At 66.0% G+C, this 19,978-nt stretch carries 11 protein-coding genes and 2 pseudogenes; 11 read left to right on the plus strand and 2 right to left on the minus strand.

The window, feature by feature from the left end:
- Window positions 1-290: 290 nt before the first annotated feature.
- The 5 genes from EP7_RS24020 to EP7_RS24040 all read left to right on the plus strand — a co-directional run bounded on the left by EP7_RS24020 (window position 291) and on the right by EP7_RS24040 (window position 8,548).
- Window positions 291-1,394, plus strand: a complete 1,104-nt coding sequence (locus tag EP7_RS24020) for a DUF1559 family PulG-like putative transporter (RefSeq protein WP_463524739.1) — start codon at window positions 291-293, stop codon at window positions 1,392-1,394.
- 24 nt (window positions 1,395-1,418) lie between these two features.
- A complete protein-coding gene (locus tag EP7_RS24025) occupies window positions 1,419-1,679 on the plus strand; it encodes a hypothetical protein (RefSeq protein WP_463524740.1) in 261 nt (86 codons plus the stop codon).
- 53 nt (window positions 1,680-1,732) lie between these two features.
- Window positions 1,733-3,424, plus strand: a complete 1,692-nt coding sequence (locus EP7_RS24030; protein ID WP_463524741.1) for a Kelch repeat-containing protein — start codon at window positions 1,733-1,735, stop codon at window positions 3,422-3,424.
- 1,071 nt (window positions 3,425-4,495) lie between these two features.
- A complete protein-coding gene (locus tag EP7_RS24035; RefSeq protein WP_463524742.1) occupies window positions 4,496-5,695 on the plus strand; it encodes a baeRF3 domain-containing protein in 1,200 nt (399 codons plus the stop codon).
- Between the two features lie 459 nt (window positions 5,696-6,154).
- On the plus strand, window positions 6,155-8,548 hold the full coding sequence (locus EP7_RS24040) for a serine hydrolase (RefSeq protein ID WP_463524743.1): 2,394 nt from the start codon (window positions 6,155-6,157) through the stop codon (window positions 8,546-8,548).
- A gap of 254 nt (window positions 8,549-8,802) precedes the next feature.
- Here the strand turns inward: EP7_RS24040 and EP7_RS24045 are convergent, their stop codons facing one another.
- A complete protein-coding gene (locus tag EP7_RS24045; RefSeq protein WP_463524744.1) occupies window positions 8,803-9,117 on the minus strand; it encodes a hypothetical protein in 315 nt (104 codons plus the stop codon).
- A 340-nt stretch (window positions 9,118-9,457) separates the two neighbouring features.
- On the opposite strand from EP7_RS24045, the gene EP7_RS24050 reads away from it, so the two are divergent.
- The 5 genes and pseudogenes from EP7_RS24050 to rplS all read left to right on the plus strand — a co-directional run.
- A complete protein-coding gene (locus EP7_RS24050; protein ID WP_463524745.1) occupies window positions 9,458-10,243 on the plus strand; it encodes a papain-like cysteine protease family protein in 786 nt (261 codons plus the stop codon).
- A 674-nt stretch (window positions 10,244-10,917) separates the two neighbouring features.
- On the plus strand, window positions 10,918-12,435 hold the full coding sequence (ffh, locus tag EP7_RS24055) for a signal recognition particle protein (protein ID WP_463524746.1): 1,518 nt from the start codon (window positions 10,918-10,920) through the stop codon (window positions 12,433-12,435).
- 247 nt (window positions 12,436-12,682) lie between these two features.
- Window positions 12,683-13,048, plus strand: coding sequence for a 30S ribosomal protein S16 (gene rpsP, locus EP7_RS24060; RefSeq protein ID WP_463524747.1), 366 nt, complete (start codon window positions 12,683-12,685; stop codon window positions 13,046-13,048).
- An 84-nt stretch (window positions 13,049-13,132) separates the two neighbouring features.
- Window positions 13,133-13,807 (plus strand): annotated as a pseudogene (gene trmD / locus EP7_RS24065) (tRNA (guanosine(37)-N1)-methyltransferase TrmD); the annotation flags it as partial.
- A 153-nt stretch (window positions 13,808-13,960) separates the two neighbouring features.
- Window positions 13,961-14,302: pseudogene (gene rplS, locus EP7_RS24070) on the plus strand (50S ribosomal protein L19); the annotation flags it as partial.
- 239 nt (window positions 14,303-14,541) lie between these two features.
- Here rplS and EP7_RS24075 read toward each other — a convergent pair.
- The gene (locus tag EP7_RS24075) at window positions 14,542-15,417 is read right to left on the minus strand and encodes a TerC family protein (RefSeq protein WP_463524748.1); all 876 of its coding nucleotides are present in this window, start codon (window positions 15,415-15,417) and stop codon (window positions 14,542-14,544) included.
- A gap of 412 nt (window positions 15,418-15,829) precedes the next feature.
- Between EP7_RS24075 and EP7_RS24080 the strand changes: the two genes are divergently transcribed.
- Window positions 15,830-19,933 carry an Ig-like domain-containing protein gene (locus EP7_RS24080; RefSeq protein ID WP_463524749.1) on the plus strand — a complete coding sequence of 1,368 codons (4,104 nt, stop codon included), beginning with the start codon at window positions 15,830-15,832 and terminating at the stop codon, window positions 19,931-19,933.
- The last annotated feature ends 45 nt before the right edge of the window (window positions 19,934-19,978 follow it).

Here is a 19,978-nt window from a genome sequence, read left to right on the forward strand (position 1 = left end):
AAGCGTCGTGCCAAAGTTCTTGACAAGAAGTCTCGCGACCGTAAATTGAGTCTTGTTGGGACTGAATCTCAGTTTCAATCATCTCCGAACCGATCCGGCGCTGGTCCCGCCGCGTGTTTGGTCCGGAGACGGGGCGTGCCCGGAGCGTTTTTCGCCTCCGGGGCGCGAATGTCCGGGAATCGATGACGTTCACCTCGCCCGCCGTCGGGCCTGTCAATCTCGCCCCGGATCGCCCGCTTGAGTGCGGGCACGGGCCGGGCCGGACGGCACCTCAAGTCAGGACCAGGACCATGAGTTCGCCGACCTCCCCTCGCCGCCGCCGCGCCGGCTTCACGCTCATCGAGCTGCTGGTCGTGATCTCGATCATCGCGGTGCTCATCGCGCTGCTCCTGCCGGCCGTGCAGAGCGCCCGCGAGGCCGCCAGGCGCATCCAGTGCGTCAACAACCTGAAGCAGCTCGGGCTGGCGCTGCACAACTATGAGGGCGCCAACCAGGCGTTTCCGCCGGCTTCGCAGGGGGGATTGAGCTCGGTGTACATGAATTACACCGGGTACAGCTTCATCCTGCCCTATCTTGAGCAGGGCAACGCCTACAACACATTTAACTTCTCGTTGAACTCGTTCAGCGGGACGACCCCCTATTACGGCTGGTCGCTGCCGGGCAATAGCACGGGCGTCTCGCTCCAGTTCGCCGCATTCCTCTGCCCGTCCAACCGGGCCATCGGCGAGGTCGGGGCCACCATCGGCTCGGGTTCCGCGGCGTACACGCTCGAACCCGGAAAGATCGCCGTCACCGACTATCTCTTCAACGCCGGCGCGGGCCGCTATGTCATCCCGGGCTACAATGACAGCCAGCTCGGCCCCATCGGCTTCGACACCGCCACCAAGATCGCGCAGATCACCGACGGCACCAGCAACACCATGCTGATGGGCGAGTCGGCCGGCGGCAACGCACGCAACAAGACCCGCGCCGTGGGCAGCGGCGACGCCCGCGTCTGCGTCCCCCTGAGCCCCGGCCTGGCCGCCGCGCCCACCGCCACCGTCTATTACGACAACCTCATGTTCCTGGCCTACGGCCGGTCTCGCCTCTGGGGCACGGACAAGCGGATCATCGGCTCGCTCGTGGGCCGCACGGTGGACCATATCGGCTATCCCTACAAGCCGAATGACTGCGGCATGGACTCGCTCACGGACGTCAGCAAGCCCGCCCCCGGCGATCCGGCTCCCGCCCCCGGTCAGCAGCTCAGCAACTTCCGCTCGACCCACCCCGGCCTGATCAACTCGGTCTTCGCCGACGGCAGCGTCCGGGCCATCAAGAACACGATCTCGATGCCCACCTACATGGGGATCTCCACCATGAGCGGTGGCGAAGTCATCTCCGCGGACGCTTATTGAACCGCCATCGAGGTTCTCACTCCCATGATCGATGCCATTCGCCCCCCCCGGCTCATCGCCCGGGGGGCCGTCTTGCTGGCCCCGGCGGCCTTCCTGCTAACCCTTTCCCTCGCCGGCTGCGGGCAGGAGCCGTTGCACTCCGAGCAAGGCTCGCCCGTCGTCTCGGTCGACTCCGAGGCGGGGAAGAAGGCCCTCGCCGAGTCGCAGCAGCTCTACGAGCTCCGCAAAGAACAGGAAGCCAAGGGGGCCAGGCGAAAGCGGGCCCTCCCCGTCGACCCGGGCTGATCCGCACGACGAAGCCTTGACCGCGTTCCCCCTACACTGATCCGAGGACACGCATGATCCGCGCAGCGACGAAGCACCTCTCACGGGCGGCACTGGCCGCCGCCCTGCTCATCCTCCCCACGGCGGCGTCGGCCCACTTCATCTGGATCACCGTCGAGCCCGCCAAGACGGCCGGCGGTAGCGCCACCATCCGCACCTTCCTCAACGAAGAGCCCGAGCCGGGCGGCGAGGCGTTCCTCAAGTACGTCAAGGACGTGAAGCCCACCGCCCAGGGCCAGCCCATCGCGGCCTCCCTCGGCGAAAGCTCGCTCGACGCCTCGTGGGCAGGCGCCCTGCCCGCCGCCATCGACGCCGAGAGCGTGCTGGGCGTCAAGACGGACAAGGCGAAGGTCTCCTATCGCCTCGTGTACACCGCCCGCGCCCAGAGCAAGGCCGTCGCCGCCGACGCCCCCGAGAAGGGCTCGCTCCTGCGTGTCAGGCTCGTGACCAAGGACGGCAAGTCCTACTTCCAGGCCCTCTTCGACGGCAAGGCCGTCCCCAAGGTCCGGGTCAAGGCGTACCCCTCCGAGGGCGACACCATCGACCTCACCTCCGACGATGCCGGACTCGTTGAAGTCGCCGGCCTCGCCGAAGGCAAGACCGGCGCCTGGGCCAACTGGACCGAGAGCAAGCCCGGCGAGCTCGACGGCAAGCCCTACACCGAGAGCCGCTACTACGCCACCCTCACCGTGGTGCCGACCCCTGCGCCGGCCGCAGCCTCGGCCGATGCGAAGGCCGGCGAGACGCCCGCCGTGGCCGTCGCCACCACCTTCGCCACCATGCCCGCGCCGGCCGTCAACAGCTTCGGCGGCGCCGTGCTGGGCGACTGGCTCTACGTCTACAGCGGCCACGTCGGCCGGACCCACAAGTACAGCACCGCGACCACCTCGAAGCACTTCCGCCGCCTGAATCTCAAGGATCGGACCACCTGGGAAGACCTGCCGATGACCGTCGACCTTCAGGGTGTGGCCCTGGTTTCCGACGGCAAGGCCATCTACCGCCTCGGCGGGATGGCCGCCAAGAACGCCCCCGGCAGCCCGCAGGACCTGCACTCGGTCGCCGACTTCGCCCGGTTCGACCCCGAGACCAAGGCCTGGACCGACCTGGCCCCCATGCCCACCCCCCGCTCCACGCACGACGCCGCCGTCGTCGGCCGCAAGATCTACGCCGTCGGCGGCTGGATCATGAAGGGCAGCAGCGAAGACTCCGACTATTGCGAGGACGCCTCCGTCTACGACCTCGACAACCCCGAGGCCGGCTGGAAGACTCTCGACCAGCCCTTCCGCCGCCGCGCCCTCGCAGCGGCCGAGGCCGGCGGCAAGCTCTACGTCCTGGGCGGCCTGACCGATGACTTCAAGGTCGAGCCCCGCGTGGACATCTACGACCCCGTCGCCAACGCCTGGACCGAAGGGCCCAAGCTGCCCGGTTCCGGCAAGACCGAGGGATTCTCCGCCTCGGCCTTCGGCGTCGAGGGCAAGCTTTACATGAGCGCCATCTCGGGCGTCATCAACCGCCTGAACACCGGGACGAACCAGTGGGAGGCCATCGGAGCCTGGGCCCAGCCCCGCCTGACCCACCGACTCCTGCCCGGTCCTGACCACTCCCTCCTCGCCGTGGGCGGCAACTACAAGGGCGACCAGACTCCCCTCATCGAGTCCATTTCCCTCCCTGCCACCCCCGACAAGACCAGCACCGCCGCCCGCTGAGGCTGGCTGATACGCTGATCTGACCGACACACCAACGCGGCGCGGCGGAGACCCACTGGCCTCCGCCGCGCCGCGTTGTCCCATTCCGGGATGGTCGAAGTCGCGGGGCGTCACCAATACAGTGAAACAGGCGTGACATACTTGCGTAAGAGTCGGATCAAGTTCGCGCCTTTGAATCGGAGGCCCGACAGCGAGTCGAGCGCACTCCCGGCCGGGGCCAGCCTCAGCAGGTCCTCGCCGGAGGGCCCCAAGCCGATGTCGGGGAAGAGCAGGAAGACGCGCGACTTATGAGATCGCGACCCAAACATGAGCGGAAACGGCCGAATTCAGGGCTGTGCAGCACGTCAGAGGCTGCGAGGCCGATCATAGTATCGCAATCCCATTGATTAACGCATTCCTTAATGAAATCGAGGAGCGTCCTCGAATCGTGCGAGTAACCACCAATCAAGCGAGTTGTCAGATCAAATTTCATCAAGTCGATGAGACTGATATCAACGTATCGTTCGGGACGATGAGGTCGATGAGATCGGCGATCAAAAACCCCGTCGCGGAGACTTCGAGCGTCATTCCGTCGGCGATCAGGCGGGCGCCAGCATCGGTCTTGATCCGTGCCTCGAAGGCCTTGACTCGTCGTGGTCGGTCCCACCCGGGTCTCCGATGGTCAGAATCGACAAGAAACGCTCGCAAGGATTCAGCTCACCAAAAGTTAAACATCCGCCCGCCGCGGAACGTTGGCCTGTCTCACGAGTTCCCAGGGCTGTCCGTGCCGGCGTCGTGGACAAGGTAGGTCGCGGGGGCAACGACGAGATCCGCCGGCCGACGAAGCGGGCAATGCGGTGGACGTTCATCGGGTCTCCTCCCACGATCGGGCACTTCCCAAACGCCGCGGGGCGTCGGACACTGTTAGGACCAAGGGCGTGCGTCTCACAGGCTGTGAGAGTCGACGCATGGGTGGCCCAGGGTTCGCGTGACGTCGGAGGGAGGCCGGCCCCGACGCGACCTAGTGTAAGCATGGCGTCCGCCGCCTTTTCGGATCCCACGGTCAAAACCAGACTGCAGGAGTTTCAAGCAATGGCCCGCCTGACCTCGGAAACCTTGCGTCAATTCCTCAACGGGGGTGATTCCCCCATGATCTCCATCTACCAGCCCACGCATCGGACGAACCCAGACGCCCGCCAGGATCCGATCCGCTACAAGAACCTCCTGAGTACCGCCGAGGCCTCGCTTCGCGAGAAATTTCCAACCCGTGAAGTGCAGGCCCTGCTGGCGCCCTTCCGCGCCCTGGTCGACGACACTTCATTCTGGTCGCACCAGGAGCACGGATTGGCCATCCTCGGCTCGGCCAACTCATTTGAGATCTTCCAGCTCCAGAGGCCCGTCGAGGAACTGGTCGTCGTCGCCGACAGTTTCCACCTGAAGCCCCTGATCCGGATCCTCCAGTCGGCCGACCGCTATCAGGTCCTCTGCCTCGACCGTCGCAAGGCGCGGATCCTCGAGGGCAACCGGGACCTGCTCGTTGAGCTGGACACCGGCGACCTGCCGATGACGCTCAAGCACACCGTCGGCGAGGAGAAGACCGAGCCGCACATGGCGGTCGCCGTGGTCATGAACGGCGGAGGAGCGGGTGCAGGAGCAGGAAGTGGCGCGGGAGGATTGCAGTCGGGCAACGGCGTCGCACCGGCGGTCATCCACGGCCATGGGGGCAGGGAAGACGAGGTGAAGAAGGACACGGAGCGATTCTTCAGGGCCATCGATCGCGAGGTCCTCGCGAACTTCTCACGCCCCTCGGGCCTGCCGCTGATCCTGGCCGCGCTGACCGAATATCACGCCGAGTTCCGAAAGCTGAGTCACAACCCGTTCCTCCAGAGTGCGGGAGTTTCGATCAACCCGTCGGCCCTCTCGGCCGAGCAGTTGAGGGACGACGTCTGGAAGGCCGTCGAGCCGATCTACTTCGCCCGCCTGGCCCACCTTTCCGACGCCTACCTCGCCGCTTCCGCGCACGAACACGGGCTTGATAATCCCCACGACGTGGCCAAGGCCATCGTCGCCGGCCGGGTCGGCACCCTCCTCGTCGAGGCCGACCGCATCAGCCCCGGACGCTTCGACGCCGCGACCGGCGAGATCCACATCCAGCCGCTGAAAGACCCCGCGATCGACGACCTGTTCGACGACTTTGCCGAGGCCGTGCTGAAAACCGGCGGAGAAGTGGTCATCGTCCCCGCCGACAAGATGCCGACCAAGACCGGGGTGGCAGCCACGCTTCGATATTGATTCAGGGGCAGAATCCCCGGGTTTTCTCGATCGAAATTGAGGTGAGCGGCCGGGATTTCGCCGAGGGATCCCGGCCGCTCACATTCCTCGGCCTGTCGTTCTCGATGAGTCGATCCATCGAGCCGGCAGCGTTCCTCCGTGATGATCGAAAAGACAAGTTCGGGCTGGGCTCGCCCTCGCGGCCTGACAAGATGGTCAAGCCACACGGGCATCATGACCGGGTTAAGAAGCCTCCCGGTGCGAAGGATATGGCTCCAATCCGCTCGGCCTGGCTGCCTTTCGTTGGCACGACCAGAATGTTGGGTTGCCCATGGGAAATCCACTCTGCCCATTCCCAAACGGCTTTTCACGGGGCACGGGCCCCAGCAACCTCATCGCGAGACAGGCTCTGTTCGGGTCGTCGCCCCTCGACAACGCGAACAACTGCTCGCACACCCGGATCGAGGAGGTACATACCCGATGGCCGATCTGCCCGCCGCGACCGAGCTCCGACGCCGGTGTCGTCCGACCTTGATCTTCCTGGCCTTCGCCTGTCTCGGGCCGGCCCGTACGTTCGCCGGCCCGCCCGAAGCCCCTCCGAAACGGTACGAGGCGGCCGTCGCCGCGCTCGACGCCTTCATCGCCCGCGAGGTCGTCCAGAAGAAGATCCCGAGCCTCTCGATCGCCCTCGTCGACGACCAGGCGATCGTCTGGTCCAGGGGCTATGGCTTCTCGGACATTGCTGGCAAGGTCCCCGCCACAGCCGACACCGTTTATCGGGTCGGGTCGGTGTCCAAGCTTTTCACTGACGTCGCCGTGATGCAGCTCGTCGAGCAAGGGAAGATCGACCTCGACGCTCCCGTCACGAAATACTTGCCCGACTTCGCGCCGAAAGGCCCGGCGACCGAGACCATCACGCTCCGTCGGATGATGGCCCACCGTTCGGGCCTCGTCCGCGAGTCCCCCGTCGGCCATTACTTTGATCCGACCTCGCCGACCCTGGAAGCGACCGTCTCCAGTCTCAACGGCACCGCCTTGGTCTACCCGCCCGGCACCCGCTTGAAGTACTCGAACGCGGCGATCGCCGCAGTCGGCCTTGCGCTCTCGAAGGTCGAGGGTATGCCGTTCGTCCCCCTGGTGGCCGATCGGGTCCTCAAGCCGCTCGGGATGTCCCGCAGCGGCTTCGCCCCGACGCCCGAACTGGCCAGGGACCTGGCCGCCTCGACGATGTGGACCTACCACGGCCGTGAGTTCCGCTCGCCGACCTTCGAGCTCGGGACCAGCCCGGCCGGCTGCATGTACACGACCGTCATCGATCTCGGCCGATTCATGAAGGCTCTTTTCGCCGGCGGGAACGGGGCGAACGGGTCAATTCTCAGGCCAGAAACCCTCGCCGAGATGTGGAAGGTCCAGTTCGCCGGACGCCCCGAAGACACGCGGGGGTTCGGACTCGGATTCTCGATTGGTGAGTTCAATGGACATCGGCGGATCGGCCACGGCGGTGCGATCTACGGCTTTGCAACCGAGCTTTCGGCCTTGCCCGACGAGAAGCTCGGCGTGGTCGTGATCGCAGCCCGGGACTGCGCCAACGGCCTGACCTCTCGGATCGCCGGCCTCTCGCTCGGCCAGATGCTCGCCGCCCGCGAGGACAAGCCGCTGCCCGCGATCGAGACGACGACCCCGCTCGCCTCGGGCCTGGCGAAGCGACTCGCCGGCCATTATCGGGCCTCGGGAGGTCGCACGTTCGACCTCCTCGAACTCCAAGGACGGCTCTGGATGGAGCGGGGGGAAGGTGGAGAACGGGTCGAGCTTCGAAGCTCGGGCGACGACCTCGTCGGCGATGACCTGCTCGTCGGCTTCAGCCCCCGGATCATTCCGGAAGGGGGCAAACTTCGCCTCGGCGACACGATCTTTGAGCGCGTCGCCGATGGGCTCCCCCCTGCCCCTCCCGAAGCGTTCAACGGCCTGATCGGCGAGTACGGCTGGGATCACAATGTCCTCTACATCCTCGAGAAGGAAGGTCGGCTGCACGCCTTGATTGAGTGGTTCTTTCTCTATCCGTTGACGCAAGAGGAACCGGACATTTATGCCTTCCCCGATGCCGGCCTGTACCAGGGTGAAAAACTGATCTTTCGCCGCGACTCCAGCGGCCGGGCCACCGCGGTGGAGGCCGCGAGCGTGTCCTTCAAGCGTCGCTCGATTGACGGCGAGAATGGCAAGACGTTCCGGATCACACCGGTCCGATCCGCCGCTGAGATCCGTCTCGAGACGGCAGAGATGAAGCCCCCCTCCGAGCCCGAAAAACCCAGGAAAGCCGACCTGGTCGACCTGATCGCCGTCGTGCCCGGCCTCAAGCTCGACATCCGCTACGCGACGACCAACAATTTCCTGAGCACGCCGCTCTACACCTCGGCGAGGGCCTTGATGCAGCGACCGGCCGCCGAGGCACTCGCGAGGGTCCAGGCCGGCCTTGCACCCAAGGGGTACGGCCTCCTCATACACGACGCATATCGTCCCTGGCGGGTGACCAAGCTGTTCCGCGAGGCCACCCCGCCGGCGCAACACATTTTTGTCGCCGATCCGGCCAAGGGATCGAAGCACAACCGAGGCTGCGCCGTGGACCTGACCCTCTGCGACCTGGCCAACGAGCAACCGATCGAGATGACGGGAGGCTACGACGAGTTCTCCGACCGCTCATTCCCCGGCTACCCCGGCGGCACCTCCCGCCAGCGCTGGCACCGCGACCTCCTCCGAAACGCGATGGAGGCCGAAGGATTCAACGTCATCGACACCGAGTGGTGGCACTTCGACTACAAGATCTGGAACGATTACCCCATCATCGACATCCCGTTCGAGGACCTGCCGCCCGCTTGATCCGGCTGAACCGCAAGGCTGACCCGGGCCGGCTCCGTGTCGACCTGCCCTCATTTCCTATGTGCGACATCCGACCCGGTGCCACAATCATGATCGGGATTTGACGCGGCTCCTGACTTCCGCCAGAGGATTCCCTCCGCCTCGGAGCTGTTCGCCCCGGCGAATTCGTCCAGCTTTTGATCTCGGCCCGTGGGCTCGATCGAACAGGACCACCACGTCTTCATCTCGCACGCGGGGCAGAGAAGCATCGGTCGTCAATCCAACTCATCGACCTGATCCGACTCGTTCATTCCGCACTCGTTGAGTGTGGCATGCCGGATCCCCGGCATGTGGCCCGCCTCATGAATCGCCGCCTGTAATGTTCGGCGGAGGACAACCTCGGGTTCGATCTTCGGGTCGCTGAACTGATGGATCGACCGGACACCGACCCGTTGGAGCTGTGATGCCTGCCCGAAGACGTCGTTGGATTCATCGCCAGGAGTGAGATCAACGGAACTGAGGGCGAGCACCGCTGCCGCGTTGATCGTCCGATCCTTCCGGAGCGGGACGATGATGGATGGCGAATTCAACTGGTCGTCCCGGCCTTCGCGATCTCGCCATGCAGACGACGGGATCGCTTCGAGTGCGATCGATGGCGGGCTCCTTATCGGCAAACCATAGAATCGGCCGAGGGCGTCCGCGGTGCGATCGACCGGCGTTTCATGCTCGACCTCGACGCTGCCGAGATGTTGGAGATCGATCGTCGTTCGAAGTTCCGTCGAGTGGTTCAGTCACTCGGATCGGTAAGCCTCGAACATGTTGCCACCGATCGAGCAAACAGCTAGACTGATGTCACGGATACGCAGGTGTACACTAATACGATAGAATTGGTGTTGCTACGTTTTTGCTTACAATGAGTGGAGACGAAACATGGGCGGCGATCTGGACGTGCTGATCGGCAAATGGATCGTCAAGGTACGGCCAATCGGCAGGCCCGACCCTTGGACCTGGGAGTATGAGTTCCACCCAAGTGGGAGAGTAACCTGGCAGGATCTGAAGGGCGCGGAGAAAGGCGTGGGCACCTGGGCCTCCACCTCGACGTTGGTGAATCTCTCGTGGAACGACTCGGCGACCCGCGAAAGCTGGTCACGACCGCTGACGCCCACACCTCCCCCCAACAAGACCTGGTATGAGTCGAGCTACTACAAGGGACAATATCAGGTTGAAAAACCCTTATGCCCCGGTTTCTCGACGGATGCGCCGTTCAAATTAGAGGCCCCCGGAGATATCCAGCAGAAGGGCCTTCTTTGTTGGGCTGCTGGTTCGGCCTCATGGCTACAGGGCACAAAGCGTGGTAATACCACCGTCGAAGAATTGGTGAAAAAGTTCAAGGCCGCCGGCAAACTCGACAGTGACAACGCCTTACGTGAAGAACACATGATCGACGTGTTCCTCGAGATTGGGATTACCCTGAAACTGATGCCCGCGGTGGATTTTACTTATTGTTTCGCCCTGGAAAAGTTGAAAACAAAGGGCCATCTCGTGCTGATGTCCGGATCCCCTGGCAATGCAATGGGGCACACTCGAGTCGTGTATGGAGTCGGCGAGCCATCAAACGAATACTTCAATGTCTTTGATCCCTTGGAGAATCATGGATACGAACTCAGACGATTCAGCGAACTGAGTGGCAACATCTACGTGGGCTGGGCGAAGTAAATTTGAGCGGATTGTGGGGGCCCGCTGGCCCCCCTCCGGACGCCGAAGAACGTGGCGTCGACGGGCACGCCGAAGAGGAGGCCCTTCGACAGGCATTCCACGCTGAGAATGATCTTGCCGCGAGAGAGACTGTCCCATCACGCGATCGCCTGGAATGCCCTGCCGAGCACGTCTGATCGCAGGAGGTCACTCCCACCAGCCATGCGAGGTTCGCCAAGTGAGTGCAGTCCCATCTTTGCCCGGCCCAGTCTCCGCTTCCATCCCGACCCCAAGGCCACGAAGACCAAGAGCAGCATGGTTGCGCGGAACCATTTCACCAAAACCATGTGTCCTCAATTGAAATCAAGGATTTTCGTTTTTGCTTCCACCGACCGAAATCACCTAGTAAAAATAAGGATCTCTCGCACAGATTTTTCCTCAAGTCATTAAATTTTAACGACTTAAGAACACCGCATCGAACGTGTATATTGCTCAGAACGTGTTGGAGCTTGAAAACGAAACGAACCCAAACGCCAAAATGGCAGCTTGCAGCGCATCCGAGTCAAGGTTAAGCCTCAACGCGAGAACCTCAGGTCAAACCGGAACGAAAGCCGAGACCCTGATCTTGTCGGGACGGCCGCCGGTCGTTACATTGCTTGATTCTTGCTTCCTCGCCTCTCGCCCGGACTTCGCCCATGTTCGACGACCTACAGAAACGGATGGCCAACGCGTTCGGGCGATTCCGCACCCGCGGCGTGCTGACCGAAGCCAATATCCGCGACGGGCTCGGCGAGGTTCGATCCTCCCTGCTCGAGGCCGACGTCAATTATGACGTGGTCAACGAGTTCATGGCCAAGGTGACCGACCAGGCCATCGGCACCCTGCAGATCAAGAGCGTCAGGCCCGAGCAGCAGATCGTCAAGATCGTCCACGATCAGCTGATCGAGCTGATGGGGCCGAGCGACCCTTCGATCCGATTCGAGAAGACCGGGCCGACGATCATCATGCTCTGCGGGCTCCAGGGGGCGGGCAAGACGACCACCTGCGGCAAGCTCGCCAAGCTCCTCTCTGACCAGGGTCGCAAGCCCTTGCTCGTGGCGGCCGACTTGCAGCGGCCCGCGGCCGTCGAGCAGCTCCGGGTGATCGGCAAGCAGCTCGACGTCCCGGTCCACGGGTCCGACGGGTCCACGGCCGACCCGGTCAAGGTCTGCCAAGACTCGATCCTCGCCGCCAACCGCCTGGGCCGCGACACCATCATTCTCGACACCGCCGGCCGGCTTCATGTCGACGACGACCTGATGCGCGAGCTGCAGCAGATCGAGAAGAAGGTCAAGCCGCAGCACGTCTACTTCGTCTGCGACGCGCTGACCGGCCAGGATGCGGTGGCCTCGGCCTCGACCTTCAACAAGGCCCTGGAACTCGACGGGGTCATCCTCACCAAACTCGACGGCGACGCACGCGGCGGCGCGGCCCTGTCGGTCCGGAAGGTGACGGGAGTTCCGGTCAAGTTCGTGGGCAAAGGGGAGAAGCTCGACAAACTCGAGGCCTTCAACCCCGAGCGCATCGCCGGCCAGATCCTGGGCATGGGCGACATCGTCGGCCTGGTCGAGTCGGCCCAGAAGGTGGTCGACGAGGACGAGGCAAAGCGTCAGCAAGAGAAGCTGGCCAAGGGGAAGTTCGACCTCAACGACTTCCGCCAGCAGATCGTCCAGATGAAGAAGATGGGGTCGGTCCGCGACCTCATGAAGATGATCCCCGGCCTGAGCGCCATGCCCGTCGACCTCGACTCGATGGACGCCGACGGCGAGGTCAAGCGGATCCAGGGGATCATCGACAGCATGACGCCCGACGAGCGGGCGTTCCCGGCCAAGATCGACATCGGCCGTCGGCGCCGGATCGCCGCCGGAGCGGGCGTCGACCCGTCGGACATCTCGGGCCTGGTCAAGCAGTTCGACGCGATGGCCTCGGTCGTCAAGCAGATGGCCCAGATGTCGATGCTCGACAAGATCCGCGCCCTCTCGGGCATGGGCCACGCCGGCGCCTTCAATCCGGGGGCCAAGCTGTTTGCCCCCAAGATGGGCTCCGGCAAGCGGCTCAGCCCCAAGGAACGCGAGAAGCTGAAGAAAGACCGCGAGAAGGAAGAGCGCAAGCGCCGCCGAGAGATGAAGGACGGCAAGGGAAGCGACCCCAACAACCCCGCCCGTCCCACCTGACGAGGCCACCAAGCCAAAGAGGCCCGGCCGGCGACCACCGTTCGCCCCGCCGGGCCAGTCCGTGCACGTTCGCCGTCCGATCAGGAGATGACCGAGGCCGACCTGGCTCTCGTCGGGAGAAACCCCGACGACCGGGACGGCCGAGGCGCGAGGCCGCCGCGGCTCGGGACGCGGCCTCGTCCTAATGTGGGGTCTCCGACGTGTCTCGCCATGCGTCCGAGCCGTGTTCGAAGTGTAGGAGTCTCGAGTGGTCCGCCTCCGCATGAAGTCGTTCGGCCGTCTCCACCGCCCCTTCTTCCGCATCTGCGCCATGGACGCCCGGTCCCCCCGCGACGGCAAGGCGATCGAGGAATTGGGGCACTACGACCCGATGGTCCGCGAGCTTGACAAGCGCGCCGTGCTGAACGCCAGCCGGATCCGCTACTGGCTCTCCGTCGGCGCCCAGCCGAGCGAGAAGGTCCAGTCGATCCTGGATCGTCACGGCATCGTCAAGCCCAAGCCGGGCGAAGACTGGAAGCTCCCCGAGCCCACCCCGGTCGCCCCCGCCTCGCTGGCCCCGACCCTGGCCTCGGCCCCCGTCGCGACCTCGACGGCCACCCCGCCCACCGCCTGAGCCGGAACCGGCACGTACCGAGACGCGGCGAATCGACCCGACCAGTCAGGCAGCAAAGCGACCCGCCCTATGTCCCCGCCCGCGATCCGGTTCGACCTGTTGACGCTCTTCCCAGGGCTGTTCGAGGGCTTCCTGTCCGAGAGCATCCTGGGCCGGGCGATCGCGGGGGGACTGGTCGAGGTGGGACTCTGGGACATCCGCCAGTGGGCCGAGGGCCGGCACAAGCAGGTGGACGACCGCCCTTTCGGCGGCGGCCCCGGCATGGTGCTCATGGCCCCCCCGGTCGTCGCGGCGGTCGAGGCGGTGAGGGCCAAGGGTGAAGACCCCGGCCGACTCATCGCCCTGACCCCGCAAGGCCGGCGGCTCGACCAGGCGTTGGTCCGCGACCTTGCCGGCTCAAGCCGCCTGGTCCTGCTCTGCGGCCGCTATGAAGGGTTCGATGAGCGCATCCTCGACGTGCTGGAGCCCGAGCTCGTGTCCATCGGCGACTATGTCCTGTCCGGCGGCGAAGTGCCGGCCATGGTCCTGGTCGACGCCGTCATGCGGCTGATCCCGGGGGTCCTCGGCGATGCCGAGAGCGCCCTGGACGAGTCGTTCGGGCCCGAGACCGGCCTGGAATATCCCCACTACACGCGTCCGCGCGAGTACAGGGACCGGGCCGTGCCGGAGGTCCTCTTGAATGGCGACCACGCCGCGATCGACCGCTGGAGACGCGAGCAGGGCCGGATCCGCACCGCCGAACGCCGGGGCGACCTGGTCGTTCCGACCGCCACGGGACCGAAAACACCGAAGAGGGCGAAGCCGACGGGCCAACCGCAGGCCGACGCCCGACCCGAGACCGACGACCGAACACCGCAATCCCCCCCCGAAGAGCCCGGCCACGCCGGCGCACCGGGGCGGACGGAGTAACCCATGCAGAACCGTTTGATGGAGCTGGTCGAACAATCCAGCATGAAGGCGACGCTCCCCAAGTTCGAGATCGGCGACACCGTGGACGTCCACGTGCGCATCTTGGAAGGGGAGAAGGAGCGCATCCAGATCTTCAACGGCGTCGTCATCGCCCGCTCGGGCGAGAAGACCCGCGAGATGTTCGTCGTCCGCCGGATCGTGCAGGGCGAAGGCGTCGAGCGTAAGTTCCCGCTCCACTCGCCGCGCATCGCCGACATCGTCGTGAAGCGATCCGGCAAGGTTCGCCGGGCCAAGCTGTACTTCCTCCGCGACCGGACCGGCAAGGCCGTCCGCCTCAAGGAGCGGTTCCCGTCCGGCAACGCGACCAGCGAGCAGGCCAAGGCCGCCAAGGCCGAACGCCGCGCCGCCCGGTCCGCCCGCAAGGTCGAGCGTGCCGAGCGTGCCGCCGCCTCCAAGGCCGGCACCACGGCGACCCCGGCCTCCGAGTGACCTCGGACGCCTGAAACCGAACGCAACGCGGGCGGGCCCCTCCAGTTTGGAGGGGCCCGCCCGCGGTCGTTTCGGTTGCCCCGAAGCCTCGGAGATCAGGCCTGCTTGTCGCCCTCGGCGATCTCAGTCAGGATCTCGTCCCCATGATGCGGCCCGGCCTTGGGCCGGTAGAGCATGCTGGCGATGAGGATTGAGATCATCCCGCCCCAGAAGAGCCAGTCGGGCATCTCGAAGGCGAAGTTGCGGACGGACTCGGGCAGGCCCAGCCGCCAGTCGCCCGCGGGCAGGTCGATGTGCTTGCCCCTGAGCCCGGTGGGATGAAGCGCGGTGTGGATGCCCTCTCCGACGAGCTTCAGGCCGATCCAGGCGACCAGCACGTAGGCCCCGGCGGCAAGCCCCGCGAAGCGCTCCAGCAGGATCAGGAAATAGCCGGCGACGAATCGCATGGTGATGATGCCGAGGATGCCGCCGGCGTAGACCACCGCCAGCTCGATGGTCAGGTCGAAACCCAGGATGTTGGCGATTACCGTGTCGCGGAGGTCTTCACGCAGGCCGTCGGCCATGGCCACCGCGGCGAGGATCGAGTCGATCGAGAAGGCGATGTCGGCGACCTCGACGTTGAAAACCGTCCGCCAGAAGCCGTACCCCGGGCGGCTCGCGGTGCCACCTTCACTGCCGTGGTCCCCTGAGAACAGGTGGCCGATCGCCAGATAGAGCAGGTAGAGGCCGCCGAACAGCTTGAGGAACCAGTAGTCTAGCAGCGACGCCGCGAAGAGCACCGCGATCGCGCGGAAGGCGAATGCGCCGATGATCCCGTAGCGCAGCGCGTGCTTCTGCCCCTCCTTGGGCAGGTGGCGGACCATCACGGCGAGAACCAGGGCGTTGTCCGCGCTGAGAAGGCCCTCCAGGATCACCAGGAACAGGACCGTCCAAGCAAGGACGCCGATGTCTGGCAAGGTCAACGCCCACATGCCGGGAAACTCCTCCGACTGCCGAAAGGTGCGGGGACGGGGACCCCGCGGGGCCGCGGGCATCGTCGGTCGCCTGCCGCGGCTTTGGGGGAAGGGTGGTCCCCGCCATCCAATTTCTCTTTCCGATCCGATGCGGATGGGCCACGTGCCCGGAGACGGGGCATTGCGCCCTGGGCGGGCGGGCGCAGTCCCCATCGGAAGCGATCATGATCGCATCTCCTTGCAGGCGGCGGCAAGGGACGACTATCGCCGCCGTGGGCTGCCGTGAATGGCCCGCTCGGTCGGGATCACAGCCGGGTCGATTCCTTGCATCCACGGTTTGCAGGCCGTGCTTCCATCCCCTATCCTTTTCTAGCCCCGCCGGGCCATCCCGGCGACGGCCCGGCGCAATGCCACGCGGAAGGACCCATCGATGAGCTCGCGCCGGAACCCCCATCGCGCCAGGATCGCACTCGAATCGCTCGAGGCTCGCAGAGCCCCGGTCGCCGACTTCGCCCTGGCGATCGGCCTGGGGGTCGCCCATTCCGAATCGTATGTTGACCTGAAGATCAACGCCACGGCCGGGGATGCCGCCGGCAATGTCGTCGTGGTCGGCTCGGTCCTGGGCACGGCGAATTTCGGGACGACGGCCAGCCCGTTGAACTTGACCAACTCGGGGATGCGCGACGGCTTCGCCGCCAAGTTCTCGGCGGACGGGTCCCTCGTCTGGGCGAAGACTCTGGCCGGGATGACCCCGTCGGCGTTCTCGCAGGGCTCGGCCGTGACCCTCGATGCCCAGGGGAACTTTCTGATCTCGGGAGTCTACAACGGCTCGGTCGACTTCGACCCGGGGGCCGGCACGCACCTCATGACGACGGCCGCCGACAGCTACGACGCCTATGTCCTCAAGCTCACGTCCTCGGGGGCATTCGCCTGGTCCGCGGTCGTGGCGGGGACCAACGGCTCGTACGCGTACAACCAGGCGACCTCGATCGCCGTGGACCCAGCGACCGGAGACGTCGCCTTCGCAGGCTCGTTCACGGGCCAGTCCGGCCTGATGGGCGCCACGTTCGACGCCGGTTACCGCACAGAACAGTTCGTTGCCAGGCTCGGGCCCGACGGCCAGCTCCGCTGGGCGGTGTCCACGGCCGGCTCGGCGTCATCGGTGGCTCAGGCGACCGGACTCGCGTTCGACGGGCTGGGCAGCGTCATCAACGTCGGCTTCTATGCGGGGACGGTGGACTTCGATCCGGGGCCCGGCCAGGTGCTGCTCGCCGGCGCGGGCGGTCGTGACGCCTACGTTCAGAAGCTCGACAGCCTGGGGAATTTGCTCTGGGTCAGGGGGTTCGGCTCGACCGACTTCGATCAGGCGAATGCCGTGGCCGTCGATGGGGCGAACCGAGTGATCGTTACCGGGTCGTTCAGCGGCTCGGTCGTCTTCGATCCGTCGAGCTCCGCGTCAACCTTGACTTCGGGCGGCGACTTCGACGGCTTCGTCGCTGTTGTCGGCCCGACCGGATCGCTCTCCTGGGTCCGGCAGGTCCAGGAGCAGGCGGGGGGAAGCTCCGGCGGCCTCGGCCTGGCGGTCGACGCGGGGGGCCGCATCTTCGTCGACGGCTTCTTTTCCGGCACGGCGAACTTCAATCCGGCCGGAGCGGCCGTCTCCAGAACAAGCGCTGGGCAGTACGACGTCTTTCTCGCCACCTACAGCGGCTCGGGCTCGCTCTATGGCGTCCTCCAGGCGGGCGGCACTGGCAACGACGTCGCATTCGGCCTGGGAATAACTCCCGGCGGCGATGCCTGGATCGCTGGGAACTATGCCGGCCCTGCGCAGTTCGGCGGGGTGGGATCATTGCCCGCCGTCGGAGCCGTAAGCGTCTTCCTGGCCCGTGTCGTCCAGCCGATCCCCCCCGTCGCGCCGCTCGCTCCGACGCTCCAGCCGGGCAGTGACTCGGGCTCGAGCAATTCCGACTCGATCACGAATGTCGCCCAGCCAGTCTTTGATCTGGCGGGGATCGTGGCCGGCAACACCGCGAGCCTGATGCGAGACGGCCTGATCGTGGCCAGCCGGGTCGGCCCCGGGCCACTGGCCGATCCGGGGCCGATCGCCGATGGCGTCCATCAATACTCAGTCAATCAGACCGACCCCTCGGGTACGGCTGGCGCATCGGGCCCGTTCGTGGCGGTGACCTACCTCGGCACGAAACCGGCGGCCCCCACCTCGTTGACCCTGCTGGCGATCGATGACAGCGCGACACCCGGCGACAGCATCACGAACGTGGCCCAGCCCAGGCTGACGGGCTCGGCCGTCACTGGGCTGACGGTCCAGATCGTCGACGCATCATTGAACATCGTCGCGACCACCGTGGCCAACTCCTCGGGGGCCTACACGGCGCGTCCCGTCGCGGCGCTCGCCGACGGCACTTACACCCTCTTTGCCCGGAGCGTGGACATCGCCGGGAATCAGGGACGATTAAGCCAGGCGTTCTCTCTCACGATCAAGGCGAGCCTGCCCGCCACCCTCGGGACGCCCGGCTTACTGGCGGCCGACGATAGCGGCACGGTCGGCGACGGCATCACGAACGTCGTCCAGCCCAGGCTGACGGGCTCGGCGACGGCGGGAACCGAGGTGCAGCTCGTCGATTCGGCCGGTTCGATCATCGCAACGGGGCTGGCGTCGGGGTCGGGTGTGTACACGATCCGGGTTCCGTCTCCGTTGATCAACGGGACATCCACCTATCGAACACGCGTCGTCGACGCGGCGGGGAATCTCGGCGTCCTCAGCCCGTCGTTCTCGCTGGTCGTCCTGAATGGCAAGCCCGCCGCGCCGCTCGCGCCGACGCTCTTCCCGGGAGATGACAGCGGCGTGGGGGGGGATGGGATCACCAACGTCGTGCAGCCCAGGCTGACGGGTGTCGTTGCCGGCGGCCTGACGGTGCAACTGGTCGACCCGGCCAGGCCCGACGTGGTGCTCGGTTCGACGGTTGCGGACGGATCCGGCGTTTATCTGGTCCGTCCGGCGGCGCCCCTGCCCCAGGGGGGCAACTCGCTGGCGGTGCGTGTGGTCGACGTCGCCGGGAATACGAGCGAGGTCGGGGCCAGGTTGTCGCTCACGATCATGACCGCCCCGCCCGCGACGCCCGCCGCACCTACGCTGTTTCTAGCAGACGACACGGGCATTGCCGGCGATGGAGTCACCGCGGTGCGACGGCCCAGGTTCGCCGGGTTGGCCGCGGTGGGCTCCTCGGTCGAGCTGATCGACGCCCAGGGACTGGTGATCGGCTCGGCCAGGGCGTCCGCCACCGACGGCTCGTACGTCGTCCAGCCCTGGGCTTCGCTGCCGTTGTACGCCAGCTCGGTGCGAGTGCGTGCCACCGACCTGGCGGGGAATCCGTCGGCCGCAGGCGCCTCGTTCGCGGTGTTCGTCGTCGGACCGACGGGAGACTTCGACGGCGACGGCAAGGCGGATCTGGTGACCTACCGGGCGAGCTCGGGCGTCTGGACGGTCGGAAGCTCATCGGGAGGGCCGATCCAGTCCTTTGTATGGGGGGCGGCGGGCAGCGGCGACATCCCGATGCGCGGCGATCTGGACCGCGACGGCAAGGCCGAGCTGCTGGTCTATCGGCCTCAGACCGCTCAGTGGTTCAGCCGGACGACCGCCGCAAATCCAATGGTGAATAGCCTGGTCTGGGGGGTGGCGGGCGGCGATACGAGGCCGGTCGTGGGCGACTTTGACGGCGACGGCAAGGGAGACATCGCCGTCTACAGCCCGAGCCAGGCCACCTGGACCATCCGCTATTCCGGCGGTGCCGCGCCCGCGTCGATCGTCTGGGGCGTGGCCGGCGGTGGTGACATTCCCGCGGCGGCCGACTTCGACGGCGACGGCAAGGCGGACCTGGCCGTGTACAACCCCTCGACGGCCACCTGGTTCGTCCGCTACTCGGGCGGTGCGGCGCCCATGTCGGTCGTCTGGGGCGTGGCCGGCGGCGGCGATGTGCCGATGCCGGCTGACTTCGACGGCGACGGCAAGGCCGACATCGCCGTCTACAGCCCGGGCTCGGCCGCCTGGTTCTTCCGGATGTCGGGCGGCGGGCTCAGCTCGGTCATCTGGGGCGCCGCGGGCAGTTCCGACCTCCCGATCGTGGGCGACTTTGACGGGGACGGCAAGGCCGACATCGCCGTCTATCGGCCGCAGTCGGCACAGTGGATCATCCGCCAGAGCCTCGACGGGGTCGTCGTCCGCGTCTTCGGCGTCGCAGGGGCCGACCTGCCCGCGCCGAACAGCTCGGCCCTGGCAACCTCCTCGACCTCGGCGCGAGCCGCATCATCGATCCTCGCGAAAGCCGCGACGATCGTATCGCCGCCCCCCCCCTCCTCGACGACGGCCCGCACCTTCGCCGCGTCGGCCCCCTCATCCTCGTCCCGCTCGACGACCGTTATCCCGGCCCGGCCCAGGGTTCTGCGGCGTCAGTCGTCGAAGCCTCGGGCGATTTCCGGCTCGTCTCTGGCCGAGATCCGGACAGCCGACGGCGTTTGAGAAGCGACGGAACCTGGTCCGAGCCCGAGTCTCGAGCCAGACCGG

The organism is Isosphaeraceae bacterium EP7, from assembly GCA_038400315.1.
GTDB lineage: Bacteria > Planctomycetota > Planctomycetia > Isosphaerales > Isosphaeraceae > EP7.